This window comes from Mangrovicella endophytica (genome assembly GCF_002893625.1).
GTDB classification, from domain to species: Bacteria; Pseudomonadota; Alphaproteobacteria; order Rhizobiales; family Rhizobiaceae; genus Mangrovicella; species Mangrovicella endophytica.
On the sequence record NZ_PKMZ01000001.1, the window covers coordinates 722243 to 746072 of the forward strand.

The window sequence follows — 23830 nt, forward strand, 5'->3', positions numbered from 1 at the left end:
CGAAGGAGGCCCCTGGGCGCTAACCGCATCGCTGCGGTCACGCTGTATGGAAGATGATTACGACGGCGCGTTTCCGGCGTCAAGCGGCCTTCTCTTAGGCAGCGCCGCCCAGAGGCGGTCAAGGACGCGATCGAGATCAGCCTGCGAAATCTTCGGCGTCCGGAGTTCCTTGGTGACGTTGTCCTTAAAGCGTTGGAGACGCCAATGCGACACGGCGTACAGGTGGTCGGCGATGACCCAGGAATCGTCGTCGGAGTTGGGGTTCGGATTCTTCGACAGCTTCACTGCGGCGGTCCTGCCTGCGTTTTCCGCCGCCGTCGTTATCGGCAGCACTAGCGAATGCGTCCCAAGCCGATTCTTGCGCGAGACGACGAGCACGGGCCGCAGTTTGCCGAACTCGGGGTACACCGCGTCCGTGAACCTGCACCAGAACACGTCCATGATGCGCGGTTCGCGTATGGCGAGCTTCTGACCTTCACGGACGGCGAAGGATCCGAATTCATCGTAGCACCCATCTACATTCAGCAGCGATCCAATCGATCCTGCCTGGTATTGGGCGGTTCCGGTGCGCGGTGCCGTCTGCAACTCGCTGACGGCCGCGGCGACGCGTTCCGCCCCTGCCTCGGCAAGCTTGGGTTTCAGGGACAGGATCGGTCGGTCGTTCATCGATGCGTTCCACGTTCGTTGTTAGGCGGTCTATCCACCCGGGCGGTACCGGAGGCGATGGTCCGACCTTGGAGTGCGGATAGCACGCTCGCGCTCTCATGTTGCATGGCATGCGGCTCATGCACCGAATGACAGTGACCCTTCATCGGCCAGGGGCAGGGACGCAGACCGTGGCACGATGGGTCGGGAAGCCATCGCCTCCGGACATGCCGCAAACCTGGACCTCACGTCCCTTTAGACTACCGTCCTCTCCTTCCCGACCACCTACTTGCGGCTTCGTCAGTCTATGGGGCCGTCCCTAGGCTTTCGTCCATGCCGCCGCCCTGTCCACCTGCTGGCGATCGTACGCGAAGCACTTGTGCGTCTGAGGTGTCATCTCCTCGGGTACACCGTCCTCCCGCAACCGCTTGCGGACCTGTTTGTGATGCAGGCCCGTACGCTGGCACAGCTCGCCAAGCGTCACGTAGCGTCGCAGGAACCGCTCCGCGCTCTCACGGGTGATGACCGGCACCATGCGCCGGGCTTCGGGACTGAACTGCATCTCCAGCTCGAGCAGGCCCGACGCCAGCAGCGCCTTCGGGCTGTCGCGCCCGATGCCTGGCAGGAAGTCGAGGATGTCGAGCAAGTTGATGCCGTTCCCGCGTTCCTCGTTCCGGACGAGGGGCAGGAACTCGGCGACGTCGACGAGGAGGGCATCGAGGCCCACGGCCCCAGCGAGGCGTCCCTTCCACCGGAGTGTCCCGCCGAACACGGGCTCCAAGATCTTGGACATCGTCGCGCCGGTCCGGTGCCTCGCCTTCAGGACGTTCACCCGGTCGTCGGTCTCGGTGTCCACGGCTTCCGCCCCGGCGAACATCCGCTCCAGCATCTCGTCGACCGCCTGACGCGTGAACCTGTGCTTGGCGAACTCGCGGTCGTTCGATCCGGTCACGGTCGGCAGGTGCCCGTCCGCGATGATGGCCCTCAGCCAGATGAGCGGGAAGCCGGTCAGCTTCTGGACCTTCGGCGTGGACAGTGCACCCTTCAGCTCGCGCACCGTCGCCTCGATCCTCTCCGCGTCGACGGTGACGCGGTGGTCCATGAGGCCGGCGGCGAGGGCGTCCGCGCCGAGGTTCTCGCGCTCGAAAAGGCGGCGCACGGTGAGGGCATGAGCGCCCGACGCACGGGCCGCGGTCCTGATCGTGTGGACCGCCTGCCGCTCGACGACGCGCCCGAGGACCTTGGTGCCGGCCTCCAGCGGCATCTCGCGCATCGCGAAGTCCACGACGACGTCGCGGACCGGATCCCAGGCGGGGTCCCCCGGGTCGCGTTCGAGTACGACGTAGCCGTAGCCGAACGTATCGCGCGGGGCCCAGACACCTCTCGTCCCGGTCTGCGCTGCGTTCAAGCGGGCGAGCAGCCTCTCCACAGCCGCCGGCCCGCCGGACGCGTGGGCGAAGCCCTCATCGGCCGCCGCCGCCCAGTCGGTCTCCGTCAGCGTGCTCGCCTTGACCTTCGGCGGGTGCAGGGCCGAGACCCCCAGGCCCTCGCAGGCGCCGATCGCGACGTAGAGCTCGAGGCCGTCGAGCCAGTTCGAGGCGTCGCGCTCTCCGCGGAGGCGGTTCAGGAGCCAGCGCTGGAACGGCGAGGACGGGACGGTTGGGCATCCCGCGCGGATTCCGTCGAGGCGCCCGAGGTCCTCCGCCATGGTCCCGTTGAAGTCCGGGGCCTCGAAGCGCCTGCGCTCGGGCGACGCGTTCGCGAGGAGGATGCCGTGCCGGTCGCAGGAGCGCACGTGCGAGACGATCCATTCCGTTCTGAGCCATGGCCTTGCGACGACAGGACCCTCGAAAGCCGCGACGTCCTCGGCCACGCAAGCGGGACAGTAGCGGAAGTAGGTCCGGTGGACGGACAGCCGGCGCAGGCGTTCGCCGCAGAGGTCGGTGAAGGCCGCGTCCGGGGAGCGGACGGGCGTGGCGCGGACGAGGTCGTCGGCATTCGCTCCTGCGATCTCGGCGAGGCGCCGCACGGCTGGGGACCGGCCACGATCGATGTCGTTCGGGTAGATCCCCATCTCGCGGAGGAAGTTGGGCATCGGGCGGCCGTTGAGCGCGGCGACGCGGGACGCGAAGCTGGCCGCGCCCTGCATGGGTTCGGGCGGGTGGGACCAGGCGAGGCGCTGAGTGGGGGAGGAGAGGGCAACCATCATTCGGACTCCGCGATGAACGAGCCCGGCTCGAGGCGAGCCCAGTCGTGTGCGAGGAACGGGTTCATTTCGTCGAACCCCCTGGCATGCGAGTGCTCGATGTACGCGGTGGCGAAGTGCTCTCTGGTCAGTTCCGCAGCCTCCTCCACGAGGGCCGCGTGAATGCCCGCGAGGACGACCTGTGCGATTCGCGCGTAACGGTAGGCGGCGGCGTGCGCAATGCGTTCGGGGATATCGGACGCGACGACCCGCGCGACGTCCAAGTCGACCGCCGATGCCATCTCCCTCAGGATGCGGAGCACGAGACCGCGCTCCTCCGGCAAGGTCACGTCGACGAGGGGGAACTGGAAGCCGCGTCGCTCGATCTGCTCGTCGAGGCGGGCGAGATCGGTGGTGTTGGGCATTCCGGTGAGGAGGAAGCTGACCGGCCAAGTCGGGTTGTTCATGACGCCCTTGAACGCCTTGGCGACCTTCTTGCGCTCCTTGCCCGTCGGGGTCTCCGTGAGGAGGTGCTGGGGTTCGTCGATGTGAATGAGCATCACCTTGCGCAGGTGGAGCTGCTCGGGAAGCATGTCCCACACCTTGTTCTCCTCGAGGTCCTGGACGAGCGGATAGCCGGTCCCCCGAAGAATGTTGTGCCCGAGGGTCTTCATGATGACGGGACCCTTGAGGGTGACGGAGACGACGGGGCAGGTCGTTCCCCACGGCCGGACCTGGGGCTGAAGCTTCGGGTACTGGGCTAGGAGGTGGCGCGCGAGGGCGGTCTTCCCGGCGCCGCTCTCGCCGGTGAGGAAGAAGCAGCGGCCGTCGTCGCGGTTGCCGTTCCTGCGTGCCGAGACGAGGTGCAGGAACTTGTCGAACTTCTCCTTCAGCAGCTTGTCGCGGCCGCAGGCCACGTAGACGGCCTTCACCCGCTCGAGGGACCCCACGATCCGGACGGCGTCCTCGCCGAGGCCGGCCACGAAGTCGTCGAGGAATTCGTCGTCTTCCGACGCAGGGCCGGCAACGTCCGCGCCGTCGCTGAAAAGCGCGTCGTCCGCCCCCGACGGGTCGTTGTCCGGAACTTGCCGGGGCGACGGATGCTCATGACGCTGGCAGCTCATTCGTCCTCTCCGTAGGTGTTCATCGAGCCGCCGAACGGCTTCCCCTTGCCCTTGCCGCCGCCGTCCTTGTCGCGCTTCGATGGTCGGGTCCGCGGGTTTTGGTGGACGACGGTGCCGAAGGAGGCCTCGTCGACGGGCTTGGGCCGGGACGCGCGGACGACCGGCTCCGTCGCCGCCAGCGACTTGCGCTCGGCGTGGTCGACCATGGCGTTGAACTGCTTCTCCGTGTAGCCGTAGACGGGGATGCCGCAGCGGCGCATCGCCTCGAAGCCGGCCTCGTAGAAGTGGCGGTCCGCCTCGAGACGGATCTCGCGGCCGAGCTCGGCCTCGGCGCGGACGAACTTGAGCACCTCTCTGTTCCCCATGAGGAGCTTGTCGAGCGAGGTCTCGACCTCGTCCGGGAACGTGCCCTCGGGCGCGCGGACTTGGATGTAGTCGGTGCCGTCGGGACACCACTCGCACCCCTTCACCTTCTCGGGCAGCTCGATCAGGAGCGACTTGACGTCGGCCGGGTCGACGACGATGCCGACCTCGGACCGGCCGACGGCCCTGAAAAGTTCCAGGAGGCCGTCGCCCCGGACGAACGGCACGTTCATGAACTCGACGCCGGACGGCGAGAGCTTGCGTGTCCGGCGGAAGCCGAAGGCGAGCTTGACCTGCTCCTCGGTCAGGTCGGGAGCCAGGCCCACCCGGGACAGCGAGTTCCATGCCGCCATGGGCGTGCGCCCCTCGAGCCCCTTGTGGGGACGGTTGTGGTAGCTGTCGACGATGAAGCGCACGAGCAGGGCGTGGAACTCGGCGACGGTCAGCGACGCCATCTCCTGCGCGGGGTAGTCTCCCTGTTCGACGACGTTGGAGAAGGCGTACCCCGCAAAGCGCCGGCAAAGACGCTTCAGGGTGCGGAAGAACGCCTCGATCGTCCCGCGCATGCGCGGGTCCTGGTCGGGAACGCTCGTTCCCGCGCGGCACCGCTGGACGGTCGCCTGGAACTCCTCGCCGAAGGCGGGACCGCCGTCGAAGGCGAAGAACTCGCCGCGCCCGTACATGTGCCAGGTGCTGCGGCACCCGACGGCGGCGGCGAGGGCGGACTTATCGACGAGGGTGCTGCGCAGGGCCGTGCGCGCCGTCGCCGTGGACGGGGCGCCGGTGAAGAGGTGCAGTCCTACGACGCACCGCGTCGCGACGTCGATGGCCACGGTCACGGTGCACCTGACCCGGGGCATGCGCTCGCGCGCCGCGGGCGTCATCTTCTTCCAGACCGACGACCCCTCGGCCAGCTTGTGGAGGTCGATGTCCCAGTCATCCATCTCGATGCGCTGCATCGGGCGCGTGACCATGGTGCCGACCGCGGAGAGCGCGTAGCGGCGCATGGCCCGGTCGAGGCCCTCGCGACCGGCATCGGCGAGGAATGGGTCGATCTCCCCGATGCGCTTGCGCACAGTCGCCGCGCTGACGCGGAGCCGATCCTCGGGAAGGCGACTCTTGTTGAAGGGTTCGAGCTCTCCCTCGATGAACTCGCAGATGTCGCTGATCTTCGGTTTCAGCGGCGTGCACCAATGCTCGACCGCGCGTTCCATCGCCTGCCGCACGCGCGGGTCGAGTTGGTCGCGGTTCCCGCACTTGGCGTAGTTGGGGAGGAAGGAGTCCTCGCGCTCCCTTTTGTCGCGGTAAATCTTCAGCCATTTGTATAGGCCGCTAGCGCTGGGCCAGTCGAAGGCCTTGCGTTCCCGGTCCGCGAAGACGCGACCGGGCTTGCGGCGCTCGCCGTATTTGTCGAGGTACCAGCGGTCCATCGAGTCCCGCTCCTCCGCGACGAATGCGGCAAGCTTGTCCGCGCCGACGCCGATCCTCGGCTTGGAGAGATCACGCCTCCGGCGGTGGTAGCGCTGCACCCATTCCAGCTTCCACGCGGCGTCGCGGCCGTCCTCCTTCGAGCAGCGCGACATGTCGGACGTGTCGTTGCGCACGCGCAGCATCGAGAGGTGCTTCGTCCAGTGCCCCTCGTCGATGCGCATGCGGGGCGACGGACCGCGCAGCAGTTCCGTGATCTCGTCATCGTCGACCGGGACGTAGTGGTCCTCGAAGACGTAGCCCGTCATGAGCTGGAGGACGTGCCTTCCCTTGTCGGATTCGACGCAGCGGTGGTGTGCCCCGTCGATGACGATGCGGTCGTGTCGCCCGAACTTGTACGCGCGCCTGGGCATGTCCCGTGTTCCTCCTTGATTCGGGGCGTCGCCAGCGTGGGCGACGAGTCCTTGAGCCATCGTCAAGACGCCACCGGACGCCCGACCCGCGCGCGGGCGTCGGGCGAGACCGCCACGCCGGGCGCCAGCGACAGGGCGCCGGACTGGAGCAGCGCGACCGCCGCGCGGTAGCCGCGAAAGCCAAGGCCGGATGCGTCCGCCACGTCGCCGAGCGCGAATCCCTCAGGCATGCCGGGCAGGGCGCGCCGCACCGCTTCGAGGCCCTCGGGGTCGTCGTCGAGGGCGCAGGCGACGATCGCCCGCGCGTTGGCGATCGTGATGTCGTCGAGGTCGAACTGCGTGACGACGCGGTAGTCGTCCGTGGTGCCCAGGACGGCGTTGCGGCCGATCCCGCCGATCTTCGCGGGAACCGCCTTGCGCTCCGAGTCCTCGTCGTACTTGCACTCGATGGTCGAAACGACGCCGCTCCACCAGTCGACTTGGTAGTCGGAGTGGTACTCCGGCGTCCCGCTGTTCGGACATCGGTAGCGGATCAACTGCTGTTCGCGGACCGCCCGAACGTCGGGGCTGGCGACCAGCGAGAAGAGGACGTCCTCCTCGAGTCCGCTCTCGAACCGGATCACCACCCAGCGGAACGGGTCGACGATCGACCCCGTGCGCGAGCCCCTCTTCTTTGGCCGCGGGATCCGGTGCGCCACGCTCGGCTCGATCCGCCGCAACGGCTTCCCGGCCCGTCCGTCAGCTCGAAGGTCGGTATGTGCCAGTTCCTCCGGGTGGCATGGCCGCCCACCTCCGCGACGCGCGAGGCAACGGAGCTGGGGCATCGGCCGGGCTGGGCCGCCGACAAGAAGGAACGCAGGAGGGGTTGGTGCGTGGACATGGAAGGGCTCCCGGCCTCCGCCGCCGAAATGGCGACGGGGATCGACACGGCCCTAGGGCGGGCCACCGTCTGCACGCGTCGGTCCGCGGAAGGGGCGACGCGTCAGGCGGCTATGGAGCCGTGGTGCTTGGCTGGATGGGATCCGGACGGGGAGGGCATGCAGACGTATAGTTTCATCTCGATGCCTCCCTCTCGTTGCTGCGGCGCCGCCGCCTTCGTTTCCCGATCCGCCTCCCGTCGAACCCGTCGGGGGAAGCGTCCCCGTCGAATCCCGGCGGGGCGGCGGAAACTAGCCGAACCGCGGATCCGCGCCAGGCGAATCCGGTCCGCCGCGGCCGGAGATTTCCGACGCCGTTAAGGAACAGTTGACGCGGCCATCGGGCAGGGGGCGCCGCGGGCGGTTACGCCGACGCGTCGCGCCCTCCGTCTGCTTGGCCGTTCGGACGGGGCGGGGTCCAGCGCCGCGGCCCAGGATCCGGTCGAGGGATCGAAGACGTCGAGCGACGGACGGCACCGGCCGATCTGCGCGAAGGCCCTCCGGTCCAGCGTGGCCACCGCCGCGCCGATCGACAGGGCGGCGGCTGCGATCGCGAGGCGCTCGCTTGGTTGGGGACGGCGGGACCAGAGGTTTGGCAAGGCGAGGTGGCGGAGGTCGGGGTCGGCCGCGAGCGCCGCCCGGATCCTTGCGGTCTGCCCATCGACGGGAAGGATCCGGTAGCGCCGGTTACGGAGCAGGACGTCGAGGCGGCGCTCGAAGTCCGCCGCCCTCGTGTTGCCGTTGCGGCGTGCCAGCTCGACGCCGAGCTGGAGCTCGTAGACGGCGCCCGCGGGCAAACAGAGGGTTCTTGGCGGCGCGGCGTCCAGCCAGGCGGTGACGGCGGGGTCGGGGCGCGTCGCTGTGAGTTGGGACGCAACCGTGGTGTCGAGGACGAACAGTCGGGGCAGGGCGCTCATGCGGCCAGTCCCCTGACCACGCGAACGGCTCCGGCGGCCGACGGCATGGGTCCCACGCGGGGTACCGGCATGGTCGTGCGGGTGCGTCGGAACCTCGCCGGCGGGAGGCACGGCGACCATGAGGACGGCCACACGACGAGCCGTGTCTCGGGATCGACGCGCACGCCGCGCAGCACGACCCGGAGGATGCCCGTGAGGCTTTCCCTCGCGATCCAGTCCCCGTCGACCTCGCGCAGGTCGACGCAGCCCATGCGCGTTGCGAGGTTACGCAGGACTCTGGGCCAGGTCCCCGCCGACCCAGCTGGGGCGAGCGCATGGCCTGCACGCTGTTCCGCGTCGGCCGCCTCCAGGACGGCGCGGCGGCGCAAGGCCGGCCGGAGATCCGTGTCGGTCCAGACCTCGTAACTTGCCCGCCTCGCGAGGCACTCGGCCTCGATGCGCGGCCGAGTGCCACATAGGTACGGATCGCGGAGAAGGACGTCCTTGGGCATCGCGTCGACGTAGGTGCGCGAGCCGCAGGGCCAGTGGACGAGGCACAGGGGGATGTGCATCAGCTCGCAGCCGTCGAGGCCGTCGGTCCACTCGAACGCGTCGGGGCGGAAGTCCACCGAGACGGCGCCGAGCCGCCGGACCAGAAGATGCGCAAGTCCTTGGGCCGCGCCGGCACCGAAGGACGCGGCCTTCGCCCAGGCGGGAAGGGGCCTGCGCAATGGGCGCCGGGAGCCGTCGGAGTTGAGGTGACGCGGAACGCGCCTGACGCGCTGCGGATGGTTGGAAAGCATGCGGAACTCCCTGAGATAGACGCGAGGGGGCAATGCGTCGACGGTGGCGCCGACGGCGGGCTAGTTTCGGGAATGAGGCGGTACGCGATGGTGGCGGGGCGTGACGCCGCCGTTTCCTAGGTGCAGTATGCTCGGGCACGTTCTCCGGAAGCGTACCAAAGCTTGGTGGAAGCGGGTGCTGGAACTGCTGCTGGAACGTCTGCGATGCGGGTGAGCGCTGCGGTCGACCGCGGGAATCGACCGCGTATCGTTGTTCGCGACGGCTTCTTCTTGTGGAAATCTTCTCGTGCCGTTGACGAAAGGAAACAGACTGTCTGGTTTTGAGTCAACAGCGAATAGTTCCGGAACCGCCGAGAATCGTGCGTCCCCGGGGTGGCCCGGGGCGGCCGTCCGGGGGGCAGGATTCACCGGGACGGCCTGCCGCGGGGCCCGCGCCATGCTCGAGATCTCGCAAGTCGAGTTGTGCGCGCGTGCGTCGGTCGGTCGGAACCTTCTGAACGATTTCGAGACGGGCGCGCGCGTTCCTAGAGCGTCCAACTTGGCCCGCATCCGCGCCGCTCTCGAGGCCGCTGGCGCCCGTTTCGAGGACTGCGACGACGGGTCGATCTGCGTTCGCGTCGTCCCGCCGGCACCGGGCGTAGCCCAGGGCTGAGCGACCGGCGCTAAGCGAGACGGCGACGGATCGCGGTCACGAGTTGCGCGGACAGCGAAGCGCGCACCGCTAGTTCTCGTACTAGCTTTCGGGGCCTGCCGTGGGCTGGATAGCTGCTTTTCGATAGCCGATGATGGCGAAGCTCTCGCTCTGGACGCATTTGATCTTCAGCCAATCGCCTTGTCGCCCGGAACGGTAGGGACGGTCCCGGTACTTGGAGATGATCCCTTCGAGCCCGTGCTCGCAGGCGCTGCGCAGTAGAGCCTTGCCGTCAGCGGCGATCTCTTCAGACGGGCGGATTACGCCCTTGCTGCCGACGACGTCCCCAGGATATGCCGCCGCTCCTCGAGCGACATCCGGCTGGAATCGAGCCCATCGAGGTAGAGGATGCCGAAGGCGTAGAGGATTGCTGCTCCGGCGGACTTCCTGCCGCCGCGGCCGCCAAGGGCCTTTTGAAGCGCACTGGAGTCGGAGCGGCCGAGATCGTCCAAGAGGACGGCTTCACCATCAAGGACGATGGACGAGGTATCCAACTCGCGCGCCGCTGCTGCGATTGCAGGAAAGCGTTCAGTCCAGTCGTGACCGCCGCGAGTGAGGATCCGCACTGTTCCGCGATCGACATGGATGGCGAGACGGTACCCATCCCACTTGATCTCGAAAGCCCACTCACGCCCGACCGCAGGGACTGAGGCGAGGAGAGCCAGGCACGGCTCGACGCGATTAGGCATCGGGTCGAGCGGAAGGTGCGGCTGCCTGCGATCGCGCGGTGTGATCTCGCCGCCTCGCAGCGCTGGCGTCGGCTCCGTCTGCAGGTTACTGGAACGCCGGTTCTTTGCAGGAGGGTTGGCTACGCGACCATTGAGCGCCTAAGCCGCTTAAGATGCGGTCACTGCTGTCCGCCTGTTGTACGGAAGATGGTGCCTTGCTCGCTCGGTGCGCCGCTGTCACTCTGGTGTATGTGCAATCTGGGTCAGGGGGTTTCTGCGATCGTGCTGATACCGAAGGATCCTGTCCAACGATTCCTAGTCGCCTGGCTCGTCGCCTGCGCTTTGATCGGAGTGTTCGTCAAGCTTGCGACCTTGTCAGCAGTACCGGTGCTCATTGTAATGATGCCTGGAGTAGGTTTGGCGCGAGCTTTTCTATTCGTCGTGGACCGGATCGGGTACACGGAAACGCTCCTTTCGGCAGCCGAAGCTGACCTTCGCTCCGTTTATGCCGCCTCCGCTGTTATGGCGGGTATTGGCTTCTGGTGGATCTTGGCCTTCGTCGGAATGACGATGATCTACCGTCGTCGCAGGTGAAGCAGGAGCACCTGCTTAGCTGCGGCCCGACGAACCGATGGTCTGGCGCCAGGAAACCGCGAGTTCGACGCCCATTGTATTTCGTGTTCTCCTGCCTGCATGTGCAATCTCTACTCCGTCACCAAAGGCCAAGCGGCGCTTCTCGCCTTCACGCGGGCGGCTTTCGATCGCACCGGCAACCTGCCGCCGATGCCCGGCATCTTCCCCGACTATCCGGCACCGGTGGTCCGCAATGGCGAGGGCGGCCGCGAGCTGACGCTGATGCGCTGGGGCATGCCGTCCCCGCAATTCGCGCTGAAGGGCCGCACCACCGATCCGGGTGTGACGAACATCCGCAACGTCGCCAGCCCGCACTGGCGGCGCTGGACGGGCCTGGAGCATCGCTGCCTCGTACCGCTGACGAGCTTCAGCGAGTACGACACCATCGACGGCAAGAAGGTGCCGGTGTGGTTCGCCCTGGACGAGGATCGGCCGCTGGCGGTCTTCGCGGGAATATGGACGAACTGGACGTCGGTGCGAAAGAAGTCAGAGGGCGAGGTGACGGCGGACCTTTACGGCTTCCTCACGACGGAGCCGAACGCCGAGGTTGGAGCCGTGCATCCGAAGGCGATGCCGGTGATCCTGACCACAGCCGAAGAGATGGACGTCTGGATGCGCGCGGACTGGAACGAGGCGAAGGCGCTGCAGCGGCCGTTGCCGGACGGCGCGCTGCGGGTGGTAGCTAAGGGTGCGAGGCAGGACGGTGGAGCCGCTTGATGGGTGACATATTCATGCACCTCAGCCTCTCGATCGCTCTGATAGCCAGCGGGGTCGGCTACTACTTCGACCTCTACAGGCGATCGACTCCCTATTGGGAACTGAACCCTAACGAGAAACAGAAGAAAGCGTACTGGATCGTTCTCGCGCTATGGGTGCTCGAGTGCCTCCTGATCGCGCTGAACTGGGTACTCCTGTGAGCTGCCGGCTCGTCGATCGGGCATCGGAACGATGGGCGGCGGCGAGTGGGGGATGCTGATCGCCGCCTCACTCATCTTCGGCATCTTCACGGAGCTCTGGCCGATCCCCCTGCTCGCCGGCCTCGTCGGCGAGGTCGCGTACTACGCGTCGTCATCGACTTACCGATGGCAGCTTAGATCGGCGCCTGGCGCCTGGAGGACGGCGATCGTCTCGGCCGTGATGCTGTCGGCGATCTGCGAAGTTGCGTTTTGGGCCGGATCGGGACTACGTCAGATCGCCGAACGGCTCTACTGACCGGCGGCGCAGCCCCTGGCGAAATCGGCGACAGCCTCACCTGGCACCGTGCTCTGCATGAAGACGGCGGTCTCGTTGATGCCGACAATGCTTACATAAGTCGGCGGAACACTGCCGAACCACGCGGCAAGGTCATTCACCCTCGCTGTGCCGAGCTCCGACGAAGCCAGCGTGTCGGGACTGTCGGTGCCGACTAGATGCTCGAGAATGGAATGAGGATCGCGTCCGGCAGCGACGATGTCCAGGAAATCCAGTTTGAAGCTCTTGAGAGGGCCTCGTCAGCCTCGACTTCGCCTGGAGCGGTGGCGGGCACTCCGGCCTCGTGGTCGCGGCCGGAAACGTCCTGGCGCTCCTCGTCCTCGGCGCCGCCGCATCGATTGCGGGAGGCGACGTCGTGACGTCACCCGAACTGGATCGCCGCGAGGCCCCCGTGCCTCGAAGCGCTGCAACGGACGTCGACCGCGTGATCGCTGCCTCGGTAGAGGACCTGATGCAGAACGGGGAGATATACCGGACGTCGACCTGAACCTCGACAGGATTGCCCGCCGGCTTCGCCGTCCAGCCCGTGATGTCTCTGGTGCCATCAACCGCACGCGGGGCATGAGCGTGTCGCAGTATGTGAACGGCTATCGGGTGGAGCGCGCCTGCCGGCTGCTCCTGGACACGGCGGACCCGATCACGCGGATCATGCTGGACGCCGGATTCGGTACGAAGTCGAATTTCAACCGCGAGTTCCAGAGGGTCACAGGCATGACGCCGAGCGCCTATCGGCGCGCCAAGGGTAGACCCTCCGGTGTCTCGACGGGAGATGAACCCGACGGCGCCACATAATCGCATCGGGAGCCCTCTTTCCTCGTGATGCGGCACGTCCAGGAGCGTGTTCCAGTGGCGCCTTTCCGTTCGACCCGTCGCCGCTACTCCGGTCCTGTCGGAGGCTCCGATGGCGCCCGGATCGGAAAGCTGTCATTCCTGCGATCGTCGATGCTGACCACATCTGGATCGGAGCAACCCGCTGGCATGCGCCCATCTCAGTATTCAGCCATGCTCGCCCTCGGGTTCGTCGTCGCAACGCCGGCGCTCGCCAACGACTCCACCGCATCCTTTGCGACAGGAGGCTTGGTGCTGACCAAGACGGACGCCATCGCCATGAGGTCCGAGGACCTGTCGGTATCGACGGACGCGATCCGGGTCGCCTACGTCTTCCACAACACGAGCGAGAAGCCCGTCACGACCACCGTCGCGTTCCCCGTGCCGAATGTCACGGCCTCGCCCTATATCGACATCTCCATTCCTAACGACGACCCGTCGAACCCGCTCGGTTTTGAGACACGCGTCGAGGGCAAGGCGGTCAGGATGGCGCTGGAGGAGAAGGCGACGCTCGACGGTCGCGACGTGACGGCGCTGCTGAAAGGGCTGGGCGTTCCGCTGGCGCCGCAGGACGAGAAAGCGGGCGAGGCGCTCGACGCCCTGCCGCGGGCGAAGCAGGATGAGCTGATCAAAGCCGGCCTCGTCGAGCCGGGCGATCCCGAAGCCGCCGACAGCGGCGAGCGCAACCTCCAGGCGCTCTGGAGCTGGAGCGGCACCTACCACTGGGAGCAGACCTTCGCGCCTGGCCGCGATGTCAAGGTCGAGCACAGTTACACGCCCTCCGTTGGCAGCAGCGTGGCGACTGTTCTCGACATGGAGCCCGACTATCCCGACGATGTGAAGGCGATGCGCGAGCGCTACTGCATCGACGACGCCTTCATGCGGGCGATGAAGAAGCGCAGCGCCGAGTGGCAAAAGCGGTTTCCGGACCAGGGCTACGCCTTTTCCGAACAGAGCTTCGAATATGTGCTGACGACGGGGGCGAACTGGGCGGAGCCGATCGGCGACTTCAGGCTCACGGTGGACAAGGGCGCGCCGGAGAACCTCGTCTCCTTTTGCGCCGATGGCGTGAAGAAGACCTCGTCGACCACCTTCGAGGTGCGGCACCAAGCCTTCGTCCCGAAGCGTGACCTTGCGGTCCTCATCCTTCTGCCGGTGAGTCCGCCACTGCCCTGAGCGGTTCGGGCCACACGACAATTCAGGGGTACGTCGTCTTCGGCGACCTCTCGCTCTCGATTTCCTCCCGGAGGTTCTATTCCGAAGATCGGGACGACCGGCAGGTTTCACTGCCATGACTCCTGGACTCGCGGCATACAGACGGGGGAGGGAAGGCATGCGGCGGCGGCTCCGGCGGTTCTCGATCAGTCCTTCGGCCTCGGCGGAATACGCGCGACGGGACCGTTCGACGGCAAATGGAGGAGGAGCACTCAGGCATGCTGCGCGGTGGACGCTGAGCCTGACGTCGTCGCGGGCACCCAGGGCACGACGCGAAAACTTTTCCGAACCTTCATCGAGGCCGCTGTCGACCTGCAGCTTAGCGGGAGCTTCCTGTAAGCTGCTGTGCCTCCACCGAAATCGCGGCGGAGGGACACTGCGTGAGCCGACGGGATAGTCAAAGCGGCTAGGGACGTTGATGCTGGGGCGAGCACAACGTGCAGAGAGCCTGCGATGAAAGCGGAACCACCTAATCTCACCATCAAGCAGATGCGCGCGGTCCAGGCCGTCGCCCGCTACTCCAGCTTCGTTGCAGCCTCTGTCGACATGCGGATGTCGCAGCCCGGCATTTCGCGGCTGATCCGGTCGACCGAGGCGGAGCTCGGCGTCGAGCTCTTCCATCGCAGCACTCGACAGGTGGTGCTGACCTCGGCCGGCCTGCAGTTCCTGCCTGTTATCGACCGGATGCTGGCCGAGTTCGATCTGGCCGCCGGCAGCTTGGCCTCGCTGCAGCAGCACCATCAGGGGCATGTCATCCTCGCATGCCCCGTCTCCATCGCGAGCAAGATGCTCGCTGAGATCGTGCTGCGGTATCGAGCCGACCACTCCGATGTGACGATCGAGATCCGGGAAGCTCTACGGGAGGAGGTCGTCAACCAGATTCGGTTCGGAGTCGCCGATTTCGGTCTCGCATCGTTCATGGAGCCCGATGAAGACCTTGCCGTCGAGGCCCTCTGCGAGGTCGCCTATTACGTCATCGTGCCACGCAACCACCGTTTTGCCGAACGAGAGTCCGTCAGCCTGGTGGAATTGAGGGGCGAGCCGATGGTTTCGCTGCCTCCCACCTCGATCATTCGGCGGACGTTTGACGCGGCCGCGGCCCGTGGCGGCTTCGGCCTTAGCCATACGATCACAGTCAACTCGCCGGTCTCGGTGTTCAGCCTGGTGGAAGCAGGGGCCGGGATCGCCATCCAAAACGGGGCGAACGTGCGCTCGCACCTGAATGAGCACGTCGCTGCGCTCCCGCTGGATTCGCCTCGCATAACCTCGTCGATCGCCACCTTTCGACTGCGCTCACGCATGATGAGCCCTGTCGCAGCATCGTTCATGCGAGTCGTCGAAGCGTTTTTCCGGACCCATCCCTGCACCTGAGCAGAGGGACTGCCCTGGGTCGCTGCAGAACGCGCTACCGCGCGCCTATACATGCAGCAAGCTGCTCAGATTCAGCTCTGATAACAATCGCGCATCAGTCGCCGTTATCCAAAACACTTTGACAGGAGTGGCCGTCCTGCGCTCGCTTGTTGTCGAGCAAAGTTGACGAACACCTTCGAGCCTGCCCGTCACCGGGTGGGGCGGGACAGTATTGGGTAACGAGATGGCCTCATATCTTGATCAGGACAGCGTCCGCCAAGGGCACCTGGACGAACTTATCGAATTCCTGCGTCTCCCGACGATCTCGGCCCGCAACGACATGTCGGTGATGGAGCAGGCGGCCGACTGGCTGATGCGGCGGCTGCAGGGTCTTGGGGCTGAGACGCGCCTCCTGGACAGTCCCGGCTTTCCCGTCGTTTACGCCGAGATCAAGGGCGACAGCGACCGGACGATTCTCTTCTACAATCACTACGACGTGCAGCCGCCCGAACCGCTAGAGGCTTGGACCTCGGATCCCTTCGAGCCCGCCGTGCGCGACGGCCGCCTCTATGCCCGGGGCAGCGACGACAACAAGGGCGCGCTGATGTCGCGCATCCACGCTGTCGAGGCGCTCCTCAAGGAGCGTGGCAGTCTGCCGCTGACGGTGAAGTTCCTGATCGAGGGCGAGGAGGAGTCCGGCTCGCCCAGCCTGCCAGTCGTGGTGGAACGGCACCGCGATCTCCTGAAGGCCGACGCCTGCATTTGGGAGAACGCCCGCCGCGACGACGCGGGGAGCCCGACCATGACGCTCGGCAACAAGGGCATGTACTCATTCGAGCTGCGGGCGCGCACGGCCAGCGCGGACTCCCATTCCGGCAAGGCGAACATCTATCCGAACGCAATCTGGCGCCTCGTCTCGGCACTGGCGAGCATGCGAGATCCGAACGGGCGCGTGCTGATCAAAGGCTTCTACGAATCCGTAACGCCGCTCAGCGCCTCCGACGAGGAGATCTGCCGCTCCACGCCAGCCAACGGCGCGGCGCAGGCCAGGAAGCTCGGGCTGGAGACACTGGTGCCCGGCAACGACGACTATGCCGTCAACCGGGCGCTGTTCTACACGCCGTCGCTCAACATCCAGGGCATTACCGGCGGCTACACCGGACCGGGCCACAAGACGGTCAACCCCGCGACGGCCATGGCGAGGCTGGAGTGCCGCCTCGTCAAGGGGCAGGATCCCGACGCTGTCGCGGAGATGATCTCAAGCCATCTCGTCAGCCACGGCTATCCCGACATTGAACTCGTCAGCAAGAAAGCGGGAGCCTGGCCGAGCTACACGGCGACCGACCATCCCTTCGTCCAGATCGTCCAGGCCGCAGGCGCCGAGGTCTACGGCCGGCCCGTGGTGATCCTGCCGAGCTCGCCCGGCACCGGTCCGCGCTTCGTCTTCAAGCACGTGCCGGAGATGCCGATTGTGGCGCTTGGCGTCGGGCATGCCGACAGCCGGGCCCACGCGCCGGACGAGAACATCGCGGTGGAGGATCAGTTCCTGACCACCAAGCAGGTCGCCCGGATCATGGAGCTTTACGCCAGCGCCGGTTGAGCCGGCGAACGGCTCCGCGTGTCTTCAACAAGAGGGTAGTGAGATGAGCATCAGACAGATGTTACGAGCCGGCCTCGTCGCCGGCTGCGCGGCGATGGCGCTCGCGTTTGCCGGGCCCGCATACGCGCAAGAGCGCGAACTCGTCATCGCGCAGGGGATCGACACCTCGGGCTTCGATCCCCATGCCCACACCACCGCGGCAATCGAGGCGATCCACGTCAACATCTTCGACTACCTCCTCATGCGTGACGGCAAGGGCGAACTGCAGCCCGCGCTTGCCACCGAGTGGGAGCAGGTCTCAGACACGGCCATGCGCTTCCGCCTGCGCGAGGGCGTTCTCTTCCATGACGGTACGCCCCTGACCGCGGCGGACGTGAAGTTCTCGTTGGAGCGTCCGGCGCTCGACGAGAGCGTGATCCAGCATTCCTTCTACGACACGATCCGCGAGGTGGAGGTCGTCAACGACCACGAGGTCATCATCCATACCGATGGACCGGACCCGATCCTCCTCAACCGTGTCAGCCGCATCGGCTCCGGCATCGTGCCGAAGGCCTATGTGGACAAGGTCGGCTGGGACGGCTTCGCCCAGAAGCCGATCGGCACCGGCCCGTTCCGCATGGTCGAGTGGCGCCGCGACGACCGCATCATAATGGAAGCCTTCAAGGAGCACTGGCGCGGCGCACCAGCCTGGGACCGGCTCATCCACCGCACCATCCCCGAGGATTCCACGCGCGTCGGCGAGCTGGTCAGCGGCGGCGTCGACATCGCTACCAACATTCCGAGCCAGGACATCGAACGCGTGAAGGCATCGGGCATCGCGACCACAGCACCCTGGCCGAGCTTTCGTGTCATGACGCTCTTCGTCAACACCAAGGAAGGCTCCCCGTTGGCCGATCCGAAGGTCCGCGAGGCCGTTGACCTCGCGATCGACAACAAGGCGCTGATCGACACCGTCTTCAACGGCCTCGGCACCCCGGTGCGCGCCGCCGTGACCCCCGGCCTCTCCGCGGTGCCGATGGAGTACCACAACACCTTCCTCTACGATCCCGAGCGTGCGGTCGCGCTGCTCAAGGAGGCTGGCTACGGCCCGAACGAGCTGACGCTCAAGCTGCAGGGCCCGAGCGGGCGCTACCCGCTGGATGTCGAGATGCTGGAGATCATCTCGGTGATGCTGAACGCGGTCGGCATCAACACCGAGATCGAGGCGCTGGAATGGAGCTCCTACAACAGCCGCATCTGGGAGCCGAACAAGATCGAGCATCTGGCACTAATCGGCCATGCCAACTCCCTTCAGGACGGCTATCACGCGGTGCAGCGGGCGCGTTGCGGACTGGAGTTCAGCAACAAGACCGGATGGTGCGACAAGCGTTTCGACGAAGTCGTTGGCCAGTCCGCCGTCACCGTCGACCCTGAGAAACGGTCGGCGCTCCTCGCCGAGGCCTTCAAGCTCCTGACCGACTCCCGCTCCATCATCTTCCTCATGCAGCTGGAAAACACCATCGGCATCGGCAAGGACGTCGACTGGAGGCCGAGCCCTGACGAACAGCTCTGGATGTATGCCGCCAAGCCGAAAGGCTGACGCCGGCTCGACGACGCAGAAGCAGAGAACGGAGATTGTCTAAATGATCGGATACGTCGTTCGGCGCGTTCTGCAGATGATCCCCGTCCTCTTCGGCATCACGCTGGTCGTCTTCGTGCTGCTGCGCGCCTCGGGCGACCCGGTCAGCCTTATGCTGGGCGAGGAAGCCTCCGAGGCGCAGATCGCCCAGCTTCGCGAGGCCTACGGGCTCGACCGTCCGCTCTACGAGCAGTACGCGGTCTACATGGGCGATCTCCTGACCGGGGATTTCGGCCGCTCCATCCGCTACAACAACCAGCCTGCGCTGGAGGTCGTGCTGGAGCGCCTGCCGGCGACGGCGAGCCTTGCCGCGATGGCGCTTGTCTACGCCATCCTCATCTCACTTCCGGCCGGGATCATCGCGGCACTGTATCGCCGCCGCATCCCCGACCAGATCGCTTCCTTCCTGTCAGTGCTCGGGCAGGCAATGCCGAATTTCTGGCTCGGAATCATGCTGATCCTCGTCTTCGCGATCTGGTTCGGCTGGTTCCCGGTCTCCGGGCGCGAGGACGCCTATGCGGTCGTGCTGCCGGGCCTCGCGCTCGGCGCGAGCCTGGCCGCCGTGCTCACTCGACTGCTCCGCTCGTCCATGATCGAGGTACTGAGCCAGGACTACATCCGCACCGCCCGCGCTAAGGGCATTGGTCCTACGGCCGTGATGCTGCGCCATGCCATACGCAATGCGCTTCTGTCTTACTTGACGGTGATCGGCCTCGAGGCGTCATCGCTGATGGCCGGCGCGGTGGTTACCGAGCAGGTCTTCGCCTGGCCCGGCATCGGCCTCTTGGCGATCCAGGCGATCAACTCGCGCGACATGGCCGTGGTGCAGACCATCGTCATCCTCGCCGCGCTGATCGTGATGCTGGTCAACCTCCTGGTGGACGTCCTCTACTCCCTCATCGATCCAAGGATCCAGCATGTCTGACCTTGAGCTCGCCCCGTCGGCAGGCTGGCGCCTCCGGCCGTTCGCCGCGCTCGACCTGCGCCTTTCGCCGCTCGCAGCAGTCGGGATCGTGATCCTCCTGGCTTTCGTCGCGATGGCGCTCTTCGCCCCGCTGCTCGCGCCTTTCGATCCGGCGATCCCCAGCCTGCGCGCCCGCCTCGCGCCGCCCTCATGGCTGGAGGGCGGTGTCGCCCAGCATGTGCTCGGCACCGATCATCTTGGCCGGGACATGCTGTCACGGCTGATCTTCGGCAGCCGCATCGCCCTTCTGGTCGGCTTCCTCGGCGTTGCGGTGGCGCTGATGATCGGCGTCTGCGTCGGCCTCGTCTCGGGCTACTTCGGCGGCAAGCTCGACGCCGCGCTGATGGGCGCAGTTAACACGCTGCTCGCCATTCCCAATACGCTCCTCTACCTGACGGTGCTCGCCGTCTTCGGCCAGAGCCTGCTGCTCCTCATCCTCATCATCGGCTGCATCAACTGGACCACCTTCGCGCGGGTCGTGCGAGGCGAGGTCCTGACGATCAAGCGGCGCGAATTTATAGAGGCCAGCCGCACCATCGGGCAGCGGCCGGTCGTGACGATGTTCAAGCATGTCCTGCCGAACGTCCTCGGTTCGATCATCGTCATCGCCACGATGAACGTCGCCATGCTCATCATCCTCGAGGCCTCGCTCTCTTTTCTCGGCTTCGGCGTGCAGCCGCCGACCGTCACCTGGGGCAGGATGCTTGCAGATGGACGCGGCTATGTGGCAACGGCCTGGTGGCTCGCGGCCTTTCCGGGTCTCATGATCACGCTGCTGACACTGTCGCTTATTTTCATCGGCGACTGGCTGCGCGATCGCTTCGACCCGAGGAGCGACTCGTGACCGCCTCGACCGCCGACCGCGACTTGTCCAACCTTCTGGCGCTGCTGCGCATCCCGAGCCACGCCGGCAATGCCGATGCCAAACGCGCGGCCGCCGAACTCTGCGGATCGCTCCTGCGCGAGGCCGGTTTCAAGGTTATATTCGCCGGGCCCGCAGAGGCGCCGGCGGTGATCGCCACCCTCGCAGGCGGAGGGCCGGGACGTCTCCTCTTCTACAACCACTACGACGTCGTTCCGCCGGGCGAGCGTTCGGCCTGGGCGCACGATCCGTTCGAGCCGCTGATCGAAGGCGACCGCCTGATGGCGCGCGGCGCCTCCGACCACAAGGCGAGCTTCATCTCGCGCCTCGCGGCAGTGCGCCGCCTCCAGGCAGCGGGCGGGGCGCCGGTGGGCATCACCTTTCTCGTCGACGGCGAGGAGGAGATCGGCAGCCCCTCGTTGGAGCGGATCATCCTCTCGGAACGCGAACGGCTACAGGCCAATGGCGGACTGTACTCGGGAGGTGCCCGCGCCGAGGACGGCAGCATGGCAATCCGCGCTGGTTGCAAGGGGCGCTGCGGCTTGCGTCTGACCGCAGGGGCAGGGCGGCAGGACAACCATTCAAAATGGGCAGCCGTGCTGCCGAGCGCCGCCTGGCGCCTCGTCGCGGCTCTCGCGGCCATGCGCGACGAGGCGAGCGGCAAGGTCCTCGTCGAAGGGTTCGAAGACGGCATCCTCGGCCCGGATGCGGCGGACGAGGCCGCAATGGCCGCACTGGAGTTCGACCGCAGCGCTTTTCTTGACGCGGTCGGCCATGACGCGCTCCGGCCCGAGGCGGAGCCGGATCCGATGCGCGCCTCGATGTTCGCGCCGACCTTCAACATTGCCTGGCTCGGCAGCGGCCCGGGCGGCGGCACGGTGTTGCCGGGCTCTGCCAGCGCCTTGCTCGACATCCGGCTCGTTCCCGGGCAGACGGCGGCAGCCATGGAGGAGCGCGTGCGCGCCCATCTCTCGCGGCACGGTTTCACCGACATCGAGATCAAGGCGGAAGGCGGAAGCGATCCTGACAAGTGCGACCTCTTCGATCCCGTGATGGTCGCGCTCGATGCCGCCTGCCGCCGGAGCGGTACCCCCTATCACGTCCATCCCATGGGTGCCGGCTCCGGCCCCCGCCACCTCTTCCGGCGTCATCTGGGCTACAGCCTTGTCCAGGACCCGGGTTGCTCCTGGCAGGGCTCCAACGATCATGCCGCCAACGAGAACATCATGATCCCGCACTTTCATCTGAACCGCGAGATCATCGCCGATTTCCTCCGGCTCTACCGCGCGGCCGGCGCGAGGGCAGGACGGTGAGCGCACCTGCAAAGGATTTGGTCGAGACGCCGGTTCTCGCCGTCGAGGGCCTGTCGACGGCCTTCCGGCAGCAGGACGGTTCGCTCCGCACCGTCGTCGAAGACGTCTCGTTCACCATCGGTCCGCGGCGCACGCTGGCGGTCGTCGGCGAGTCCGGCTCCGGCAAGAGCGTGACGGCGCTCTCGATCATGCGCCTCCTGCCGGGTCGCAAGAGTCGGATCGGCGGCAGCGTGCGGCTCAATGGCGAGGAACTGACCACGCTTCCCATGGATGCGATGCGCCGGATCCGCGGCAACGACGTCGCGATGATCTTCCAGGAGCCGATGACGAGCCTCAATCCGCTTCTCACCATAGGCTACCAGATTGCGGAGGTTCTGATCCGGCATCGCGGCATGTCCTTCGCAGCGGCTCGCGCCGAGACGGTGCGACTCCTGGAGAAGGTCCGCATCCCGGAGGCGCGCTCGCGCTTCGACGAGTATCCGCACCGCTTCTCCGGCGGCATGCGCCAGCGGGTCATGATCGCCATGGCGCTCGCGTGCCGGCCGAAGCTGTTGATTGCCGACGAGCCGACCACCGCGCTGGACGTGACGATCCAGGCTCAGACGCTGGACCTCATCAAGTCTCTCCAGGACGAGGAGGGCATGTCGGTTCTGTTCATCACGCACGACATGGGGGTCGTCGCCGAGGTCGCCGACGAGACGGTGGTGATGTACCAGGGCAAGACGGTTGAGATGGGAGCGACGGCGGACATCTTCGCCAATCCGCGCCATCCCTATACCCGCGCGCTCCTCTCGGCAGTTCCAAAGCTGGGTTCGATGAAGGGAACGTCGGCCCCGTCGCGTTTCCCGCTGATCGATCCCGCCACCGGCCGTCAGCGCGAGAACCAGTCGCCGGTCCCGGCCGACTCAGAGATGCGTCCGAGGGCGCAGCCGGTGCTGGAGGTGAAGAACCTCACGACGCGCTTTCCGATCCGCAAGGGCCTGTTCGGCGGTCTGCGTGGCCGCGTCCATGCGGTCGAGTCGGTCAGCTTTTCCGTTCAACCCGGCGAGACCCTCTCGCTGGTCGGTGAATCCGGCTGCGGAAAATCGACCACGGGCCGTTCGATCCTGCGCCTCGTCGATCCGACCGCAGGATCCGTCACCGTCGACGGCAAGGACATCCGGGCGATGAAGCCGGCCGAATTGCGCCGGGCCCGGCGCGGCATGCAGATGATCTTCCAGGACCCGTTCGCCAGCCTCGACCCGCGCGCGACGGTTGGGTCAGCGATTGCCGAACCCATGCTGACGCATGGAGCGGCTTCCCGGAGCGGGGTCCGCCAGCGGGTCGTAGAGCTTTTGCACCGGGTGGGGCTCTCGGCGGAGACGGCTCAGCGATTTCCGCACGAGTTCTCTGGCGGGCAGCGCCAGCGCATCTGCATTGCCCGTGCATTGGCCCTGGAGCCCAAGATCATCATCGCGGATGAGGCGGTGTCGGCACTGGACGTGTCCATCAAGGCCCAGATCGTGAACTTGATGTTGGATCTCCAGCAGAGCCTCGGCATCGCCTATGTCTTCATCTCGCATGACATGGCGGTGGTGGAGCGGATCAGCCACCGCGTCGCCGTCATGTATCTCGGCAGGATCGTGGAGATTGGGCCCCGCGCTGCCGTTTTCGAAAATCCGCAGCACCCCTACACGCGCAAGCTCCTGGCGGCCGTGCCCGCCGCCGATCCGTCTCGCCGTACGATGCGACGCGCATCCGGCACGGAGGCGGACATCCCGAGCGCTATCCGTCCGGTCGACTACCGCGTGCCGGAGCTCGCCTTTCGCGAGGTCGGTGAGGGGCACCTCGTTCTCCAGGGGTGAGCGCCGCGAGCTTCAACCGTAAGAAGAGATTGCGTCGTGGCGTAGATCAACGGGAGGACCACTGTCGAAAGACCATCATCTCGATCTCCGCGACGGCCACGGTGACAGTGCCGCTATCACGCACCAGCCTGCCACAGCTCGCGCAGGCGGCTCTACGCGCGTCCGGCATGTTCCCTCCGCGCGCTGATCATCCTGTGTCTTCATCTACCATGCAGGTCC

General features: G+C 66.4%; 20 protein-coding genes. 12 read left to right on the top strand and 8 right to left on the bottom strand.

The features are described 5' to 3' along the window. Positions 1-57: 57 nt before the first annotated feature. From C0R46_RS03360 to C0R46_RS21330, 8 genes are all read right to left on the bottom strand, one after another. A complete protein-coding gene (locus C0R46_RS03360; RefSeq protein ID WP_102958145.1) occupies positions 58-666 on the bottom strand; it encodes a type II toxin-antitoxin system PemK/MazF family toxin in 609 nt (202 codons plus the stop codon). A 298-nt stretch (positions 667-964) separates the two neighbouring features. Then, complete coding sequence (locus C0R46_RS03365) at positions 965-2854, bottom strand: TniQ family protein (RefSeq protein WP_102958146.1); 1890 nt, start codon at positions 2852-2854, stop codon at positions 965-967. Then, on the bottom strand, positions 2851-3954 hold the full coding sequence (locus C0R46_RS20715; protein WP_157944538.1) for an ATP-binding protein: 1104 nt from the start codon (positions 3952-3954) through the stop codon (positions 2851-2853). Before C0R46_RS20715 ends, C0R46_RS03365 begins: the two co-directional genes overlap by 4 nt. Continuing rightward, positions 3951-6158 (bottom strand): hypothetical protein, encoded by a 2208-nt coding sequence (locus tag C0R46_RS20720; RefSeq protein WP_157944539.1) that lies wholly within the window; start codon positions 6156-6158, stop codon positions 3951-3953. Before C0R46_RS20720 ends, C0R46_RS20715 begins: the two co-directional genes overlap by 4 nt. A gap of 62 nt (positions 6159-6220) precedes the next feature. Beyond that, a complete protein-coding gene (locus C0R46_RS03375) occupies positions 6221-6856 on the bottom strand; it encodes a hypothetical protein (protein WP_157944540.1) in 636 nt (211 codons plus the stop codon). A gap of 536 nt (positions 6857-7392) precedes the next feature. Then, positions 7393-7992: a PIN domain-containing protein gene (locus C0R46_RS03380; protein ID WP_102958148.1), complete on the bottom strand. Its 600-nt coding sequence runs from the start codon at positions 7990-7992 to the stop codon at positions 7393-7395. Further along, on the bottom strand, positions 7989-8774 hold the full coding sequence (locus C0R46_RS03385; RefSeq protein ID WP_102958149.1) for a hypothetical protein: 786 nt from the start codon (positions 8772-8774) through the stop codon (positions 7989-7991). Before C0R46_RS03385 ends, C0R46_RS03380 begins: the two co-directional genes overlap by 4 nt. 951 nt (positions 8775-9725) lie before the next feature. Next, on the bottom strand, positions 9726-10154 hold the full coding sequence (locus C0R46_RS21330; protein WP_425349843.1) for an ATP-dependent DNA ligase: 429 nt from the start codon (positions 10152-10154) through the stop codon (positions 9726-9728). A 672-nt stretch (positions 10155-10826) separates the two neighbouring features. On the opposite strand from C0R46_RS21330, the gene C0R46_RS03405 reads away from it, so the two are divergent. From C0R46_RS03405 to C0R46_RS03460, 12 genes are all read left to right on the top strand, one after another. Next, positions 10827-11483, top strand: coding sequence for an SOS response-associated peptidase (locus tag C0R46_RS03405; RefSeq protein ID WP_102958152.1), 657 nt, complete (start codon positions 10827-10829; stop codon positions 11481-11483). Then, positions 11483-11683 carry a hypothetical protein gene (locus C0R46_RS03410; protein WP_102958153.1) on the top strand — a complete coding sequence of 67 codons (201 nt, stop codon included), beginning with the start codon at positions 11483-11485 and terminating at the stop codon, positions 11681-11683. The genes C0R46_RS03405 and C0R46_RS03410 overlap by 1 nt, the downstream gene beginning before the upstream one ends. A gap of 52 nt (positions 11684-11735) precedes the next feature. Then, positions 11736-11978 (top strand): hypothetical protein, encoded by a 243-nt coding sequence (locus C0R46_RS03415; protein ID WP_102958154.1) that lies wholly within the window; start codon positions 11736-11738, stop codon positions 11976-11978. 237 nt (positions 11979-12215) lie between these two features. Further along, the gene (locus C0R46_RS21035; RefSeq protein WP_245413393.1) at positions 12216-12809 is read left to right on the top strand and encodes a helix-turn-helix domain-containing protein; all 594 of its coding nucleotides are present in this window, start codon (positions 12216-12218) and stop codon (positions 12807-12809) included. A gap of 186 nt (positions 12810-12995) precedes the next feature. Further along, complete coding sequence (locus C0R46_RS03425; protein ID WP_157944541.1) at positions 12996-14021, top strand: DUF4424 domain-containing protein; 1026 nt, start codon at positions 12996-12998, stop codon at positions 14019-14021. 528 nt (positions 14022-14549) lie between these two features. Next, complete coding sequence (locus tag C0R46_RS03430) at positions 14550-15431, top strand: LysR family transcriptional regulator (protein ID WP_245413432.1); 882 nt, start codon at positions 14550-14552, stop codon at positions 15429-15431. Positions 15432-15654: 223 nt separating this feature from the next. Then, positions 15655-17010 carry a M20/M25/M40 family metallo-hydrolase gene (locus tag C0R46_RS03435; protein WP_102958157.1) on the top strand — a complete coding sequence of 452 codons (1356 nt, stop codon included), beginning with the start codon at positions 15655-15657 and terminating at the stop codon, positions 17008-17010. Positions 17011-17053: 43 nt separating this feature from the next. Continuing rightward, entirely contained in the window at positions 17054-18589 is a 1536-nt protein-coding gene (locus tag C0R46_RS03440; protein WP_102958158.1) for an ABC transporter substrate-binding protein, read from the top strand. A 43-nt stretch (positions 18590-18632) separates the two neighbouring features. Next, positions 18633-19553 (top strand): ABC transporter permease, encoded by a 921-nt coding sequence (locus C0R46_RS03445; RefSeq protein ID WP_102958159.1) that lies wholly within the window; start codon positions 18633-18635, stop codon positions 19551-19553. Next, entirely contained in the window at positions 19546-20436 is an 891-nt protein-coding gene (locus C0R46_RS03450; protein ID WP_102958160.1) for an ABC transporter permease, read from the top strand. The genes C0R46_RS03445 and C0R46_RS03450 overlap by 8 nt, the downstream gene beginning before the upstream one ends. Further along, on the top strand, positions 20433-21767 hold the full coding sequence (locus C0R46_RS03455) for a M20/M25/M40 family metallo-hydrolase (RefSeq protein ID WP_157944542.1): 1335 nt from the start codon (positions 20433-20435) through the stop codon (positions 21765-21767). Before C0R46_RS03450 ends, C0R46_RS03455 begins: the two co-directional genes overlap by 4 nt. Next, positions 21764-23611 carry an ABC transporter ATP-binding protein gene (locus tag C0R46_RS03460; protein WP_198598224.1) on the top strand — a complete coding sequence of 616 codons (1848 nt, stop codon included), beginning with the start codon at positions 21764-21766 and terminating at the stop codon, positions 23609-23611. The genes C0R46_RS03455 and C0R46_RS03460 overlap by 4 nt, the downstream gene beginning before the upstream one ends. Positions 23612-23830: the final 219 nt, after the last annotated feature.

Bases quoted from the DNA above. Each gene is read 5' to 3' on its own strand.
- C0R46_RS03380 (WP_102958148.1), bottom strand. From the start codon at position 7,992: ATGAGCGCCCTGCCCCGACTGTTCGTCCTCGACACCACGGTTGCGTCC.
- C0R46_RS20720 (WP_157944539.1), bottom strand. From the start codon at position 6,158: ATGCCCAGGCGCGCGTACAAGTTCGGGCGACACGACCGCATCGTCATC.
- C0R46_RS21035 (WP_245413393.1), top strand. From the start codon at position 12,216: ATGTCCAGGAAATCCAGTTTGAAGCTCTTGAGAGGGCCTCGTCAGCCT.
- C0R46_RS03440 (WP_102958158.1), top strand. From the start codon at position 17,054: ATGAGCATCAGACAGATGTTACGAGCCGGCCTCGTCGCCGGCTGCGCG.
- C0R46_RS03445 (WP_102958159.1), top strand. From the start codon at position 18,633: ATGATCGGATACGTCGTTCGGCGCGTTCTGCAGATGATCCCCGTCCTC.
- C0R46_RS03425 (WP_157944541.1), top strand. From the start codon at position 12,996: ATGCGCCCATCTCAGTATTCAGCCATGCTCGCCCTCGGGTTCGTCGTC.
- C0R46_RS03385 (WP_102958149.1), bottom strand. From the start codon at position 8,774: ATGCTTTCCAACCATCCGCAGCGCGTCAGGCGCGTTCCGCGTCACCTC.
- C0R46_RS03405 (WP_102958152.1), top strand. From the start codon at position 10,827: ATGTGCAATCTCTACTCCGTCACCAAAGGCCAAGCGGCGCTTCTCGCC.
- C0R46_RS03415 (WP_102958154.1), top strand. From the start codon at position 11,736: ATGCTGATCGCCGCCTCACTCATCTTCGGCATCTTCACGGAGCTCTGG.
- C0R46_RS03410 (WP_102958153.1), top strand. From the start codon at position 11,483: ATGGGTGACATATTCATGCACCTCAGCCTCTCGATCGCTCTGATAGCC.
- C0R46_RS03450 (WP_102958160.1), top strand. From the start codon at position 19,546: ATGTCTGACCTTGAGCTCGCCCCGTCGGCAGGCTGGCGCCTCCGGCCG.
- C0R46_RS03360 (WP_102958145.1), bottom strand. From the start codon at position 666: ATGAACGACCGACCGATCCTGTCCCTGAAACCCAAGCTTGCCGAGGCA.
- C0R46_RS03430 (WP_245413432.1), top strand. From the start codon at position 14,550: ATGCGCGCGGTCCAGGCCGTCGCCCGCTACTCCAGCTTCGTTGCAGCC.
- C0R46_RS03435 (WP_102958157.1), top strand. From the start codon at position 15,655: ATGGCCTCATATCTTGATCAGGACAGCGTCCGCCAAGGGCACCTGGAC.
- C0R46_RS03365 (WP_102958146.1), bottom strand. From the start codon at position 2,854: ATGATGGTTGCCCTCTCCTCCCCCACTCAGCGCCTCGCCTGGTCCCAC.
- C0R46_RS21330 (WP_425349843.1), bottom strand. From the start codon at position 10,154: ATGCCTAATCGCGTCGAGCCGTGCCTGGCTCTCCTCGCCTCAGTCCCT.
- C0R46_RS20715 (WP_157944538.1), bottom strand. From the start codon at position 3,954: ATGAGCTGCCAGCGTCATGAGCATCCGTCGCCCCGGCAAGTTCCGGAC.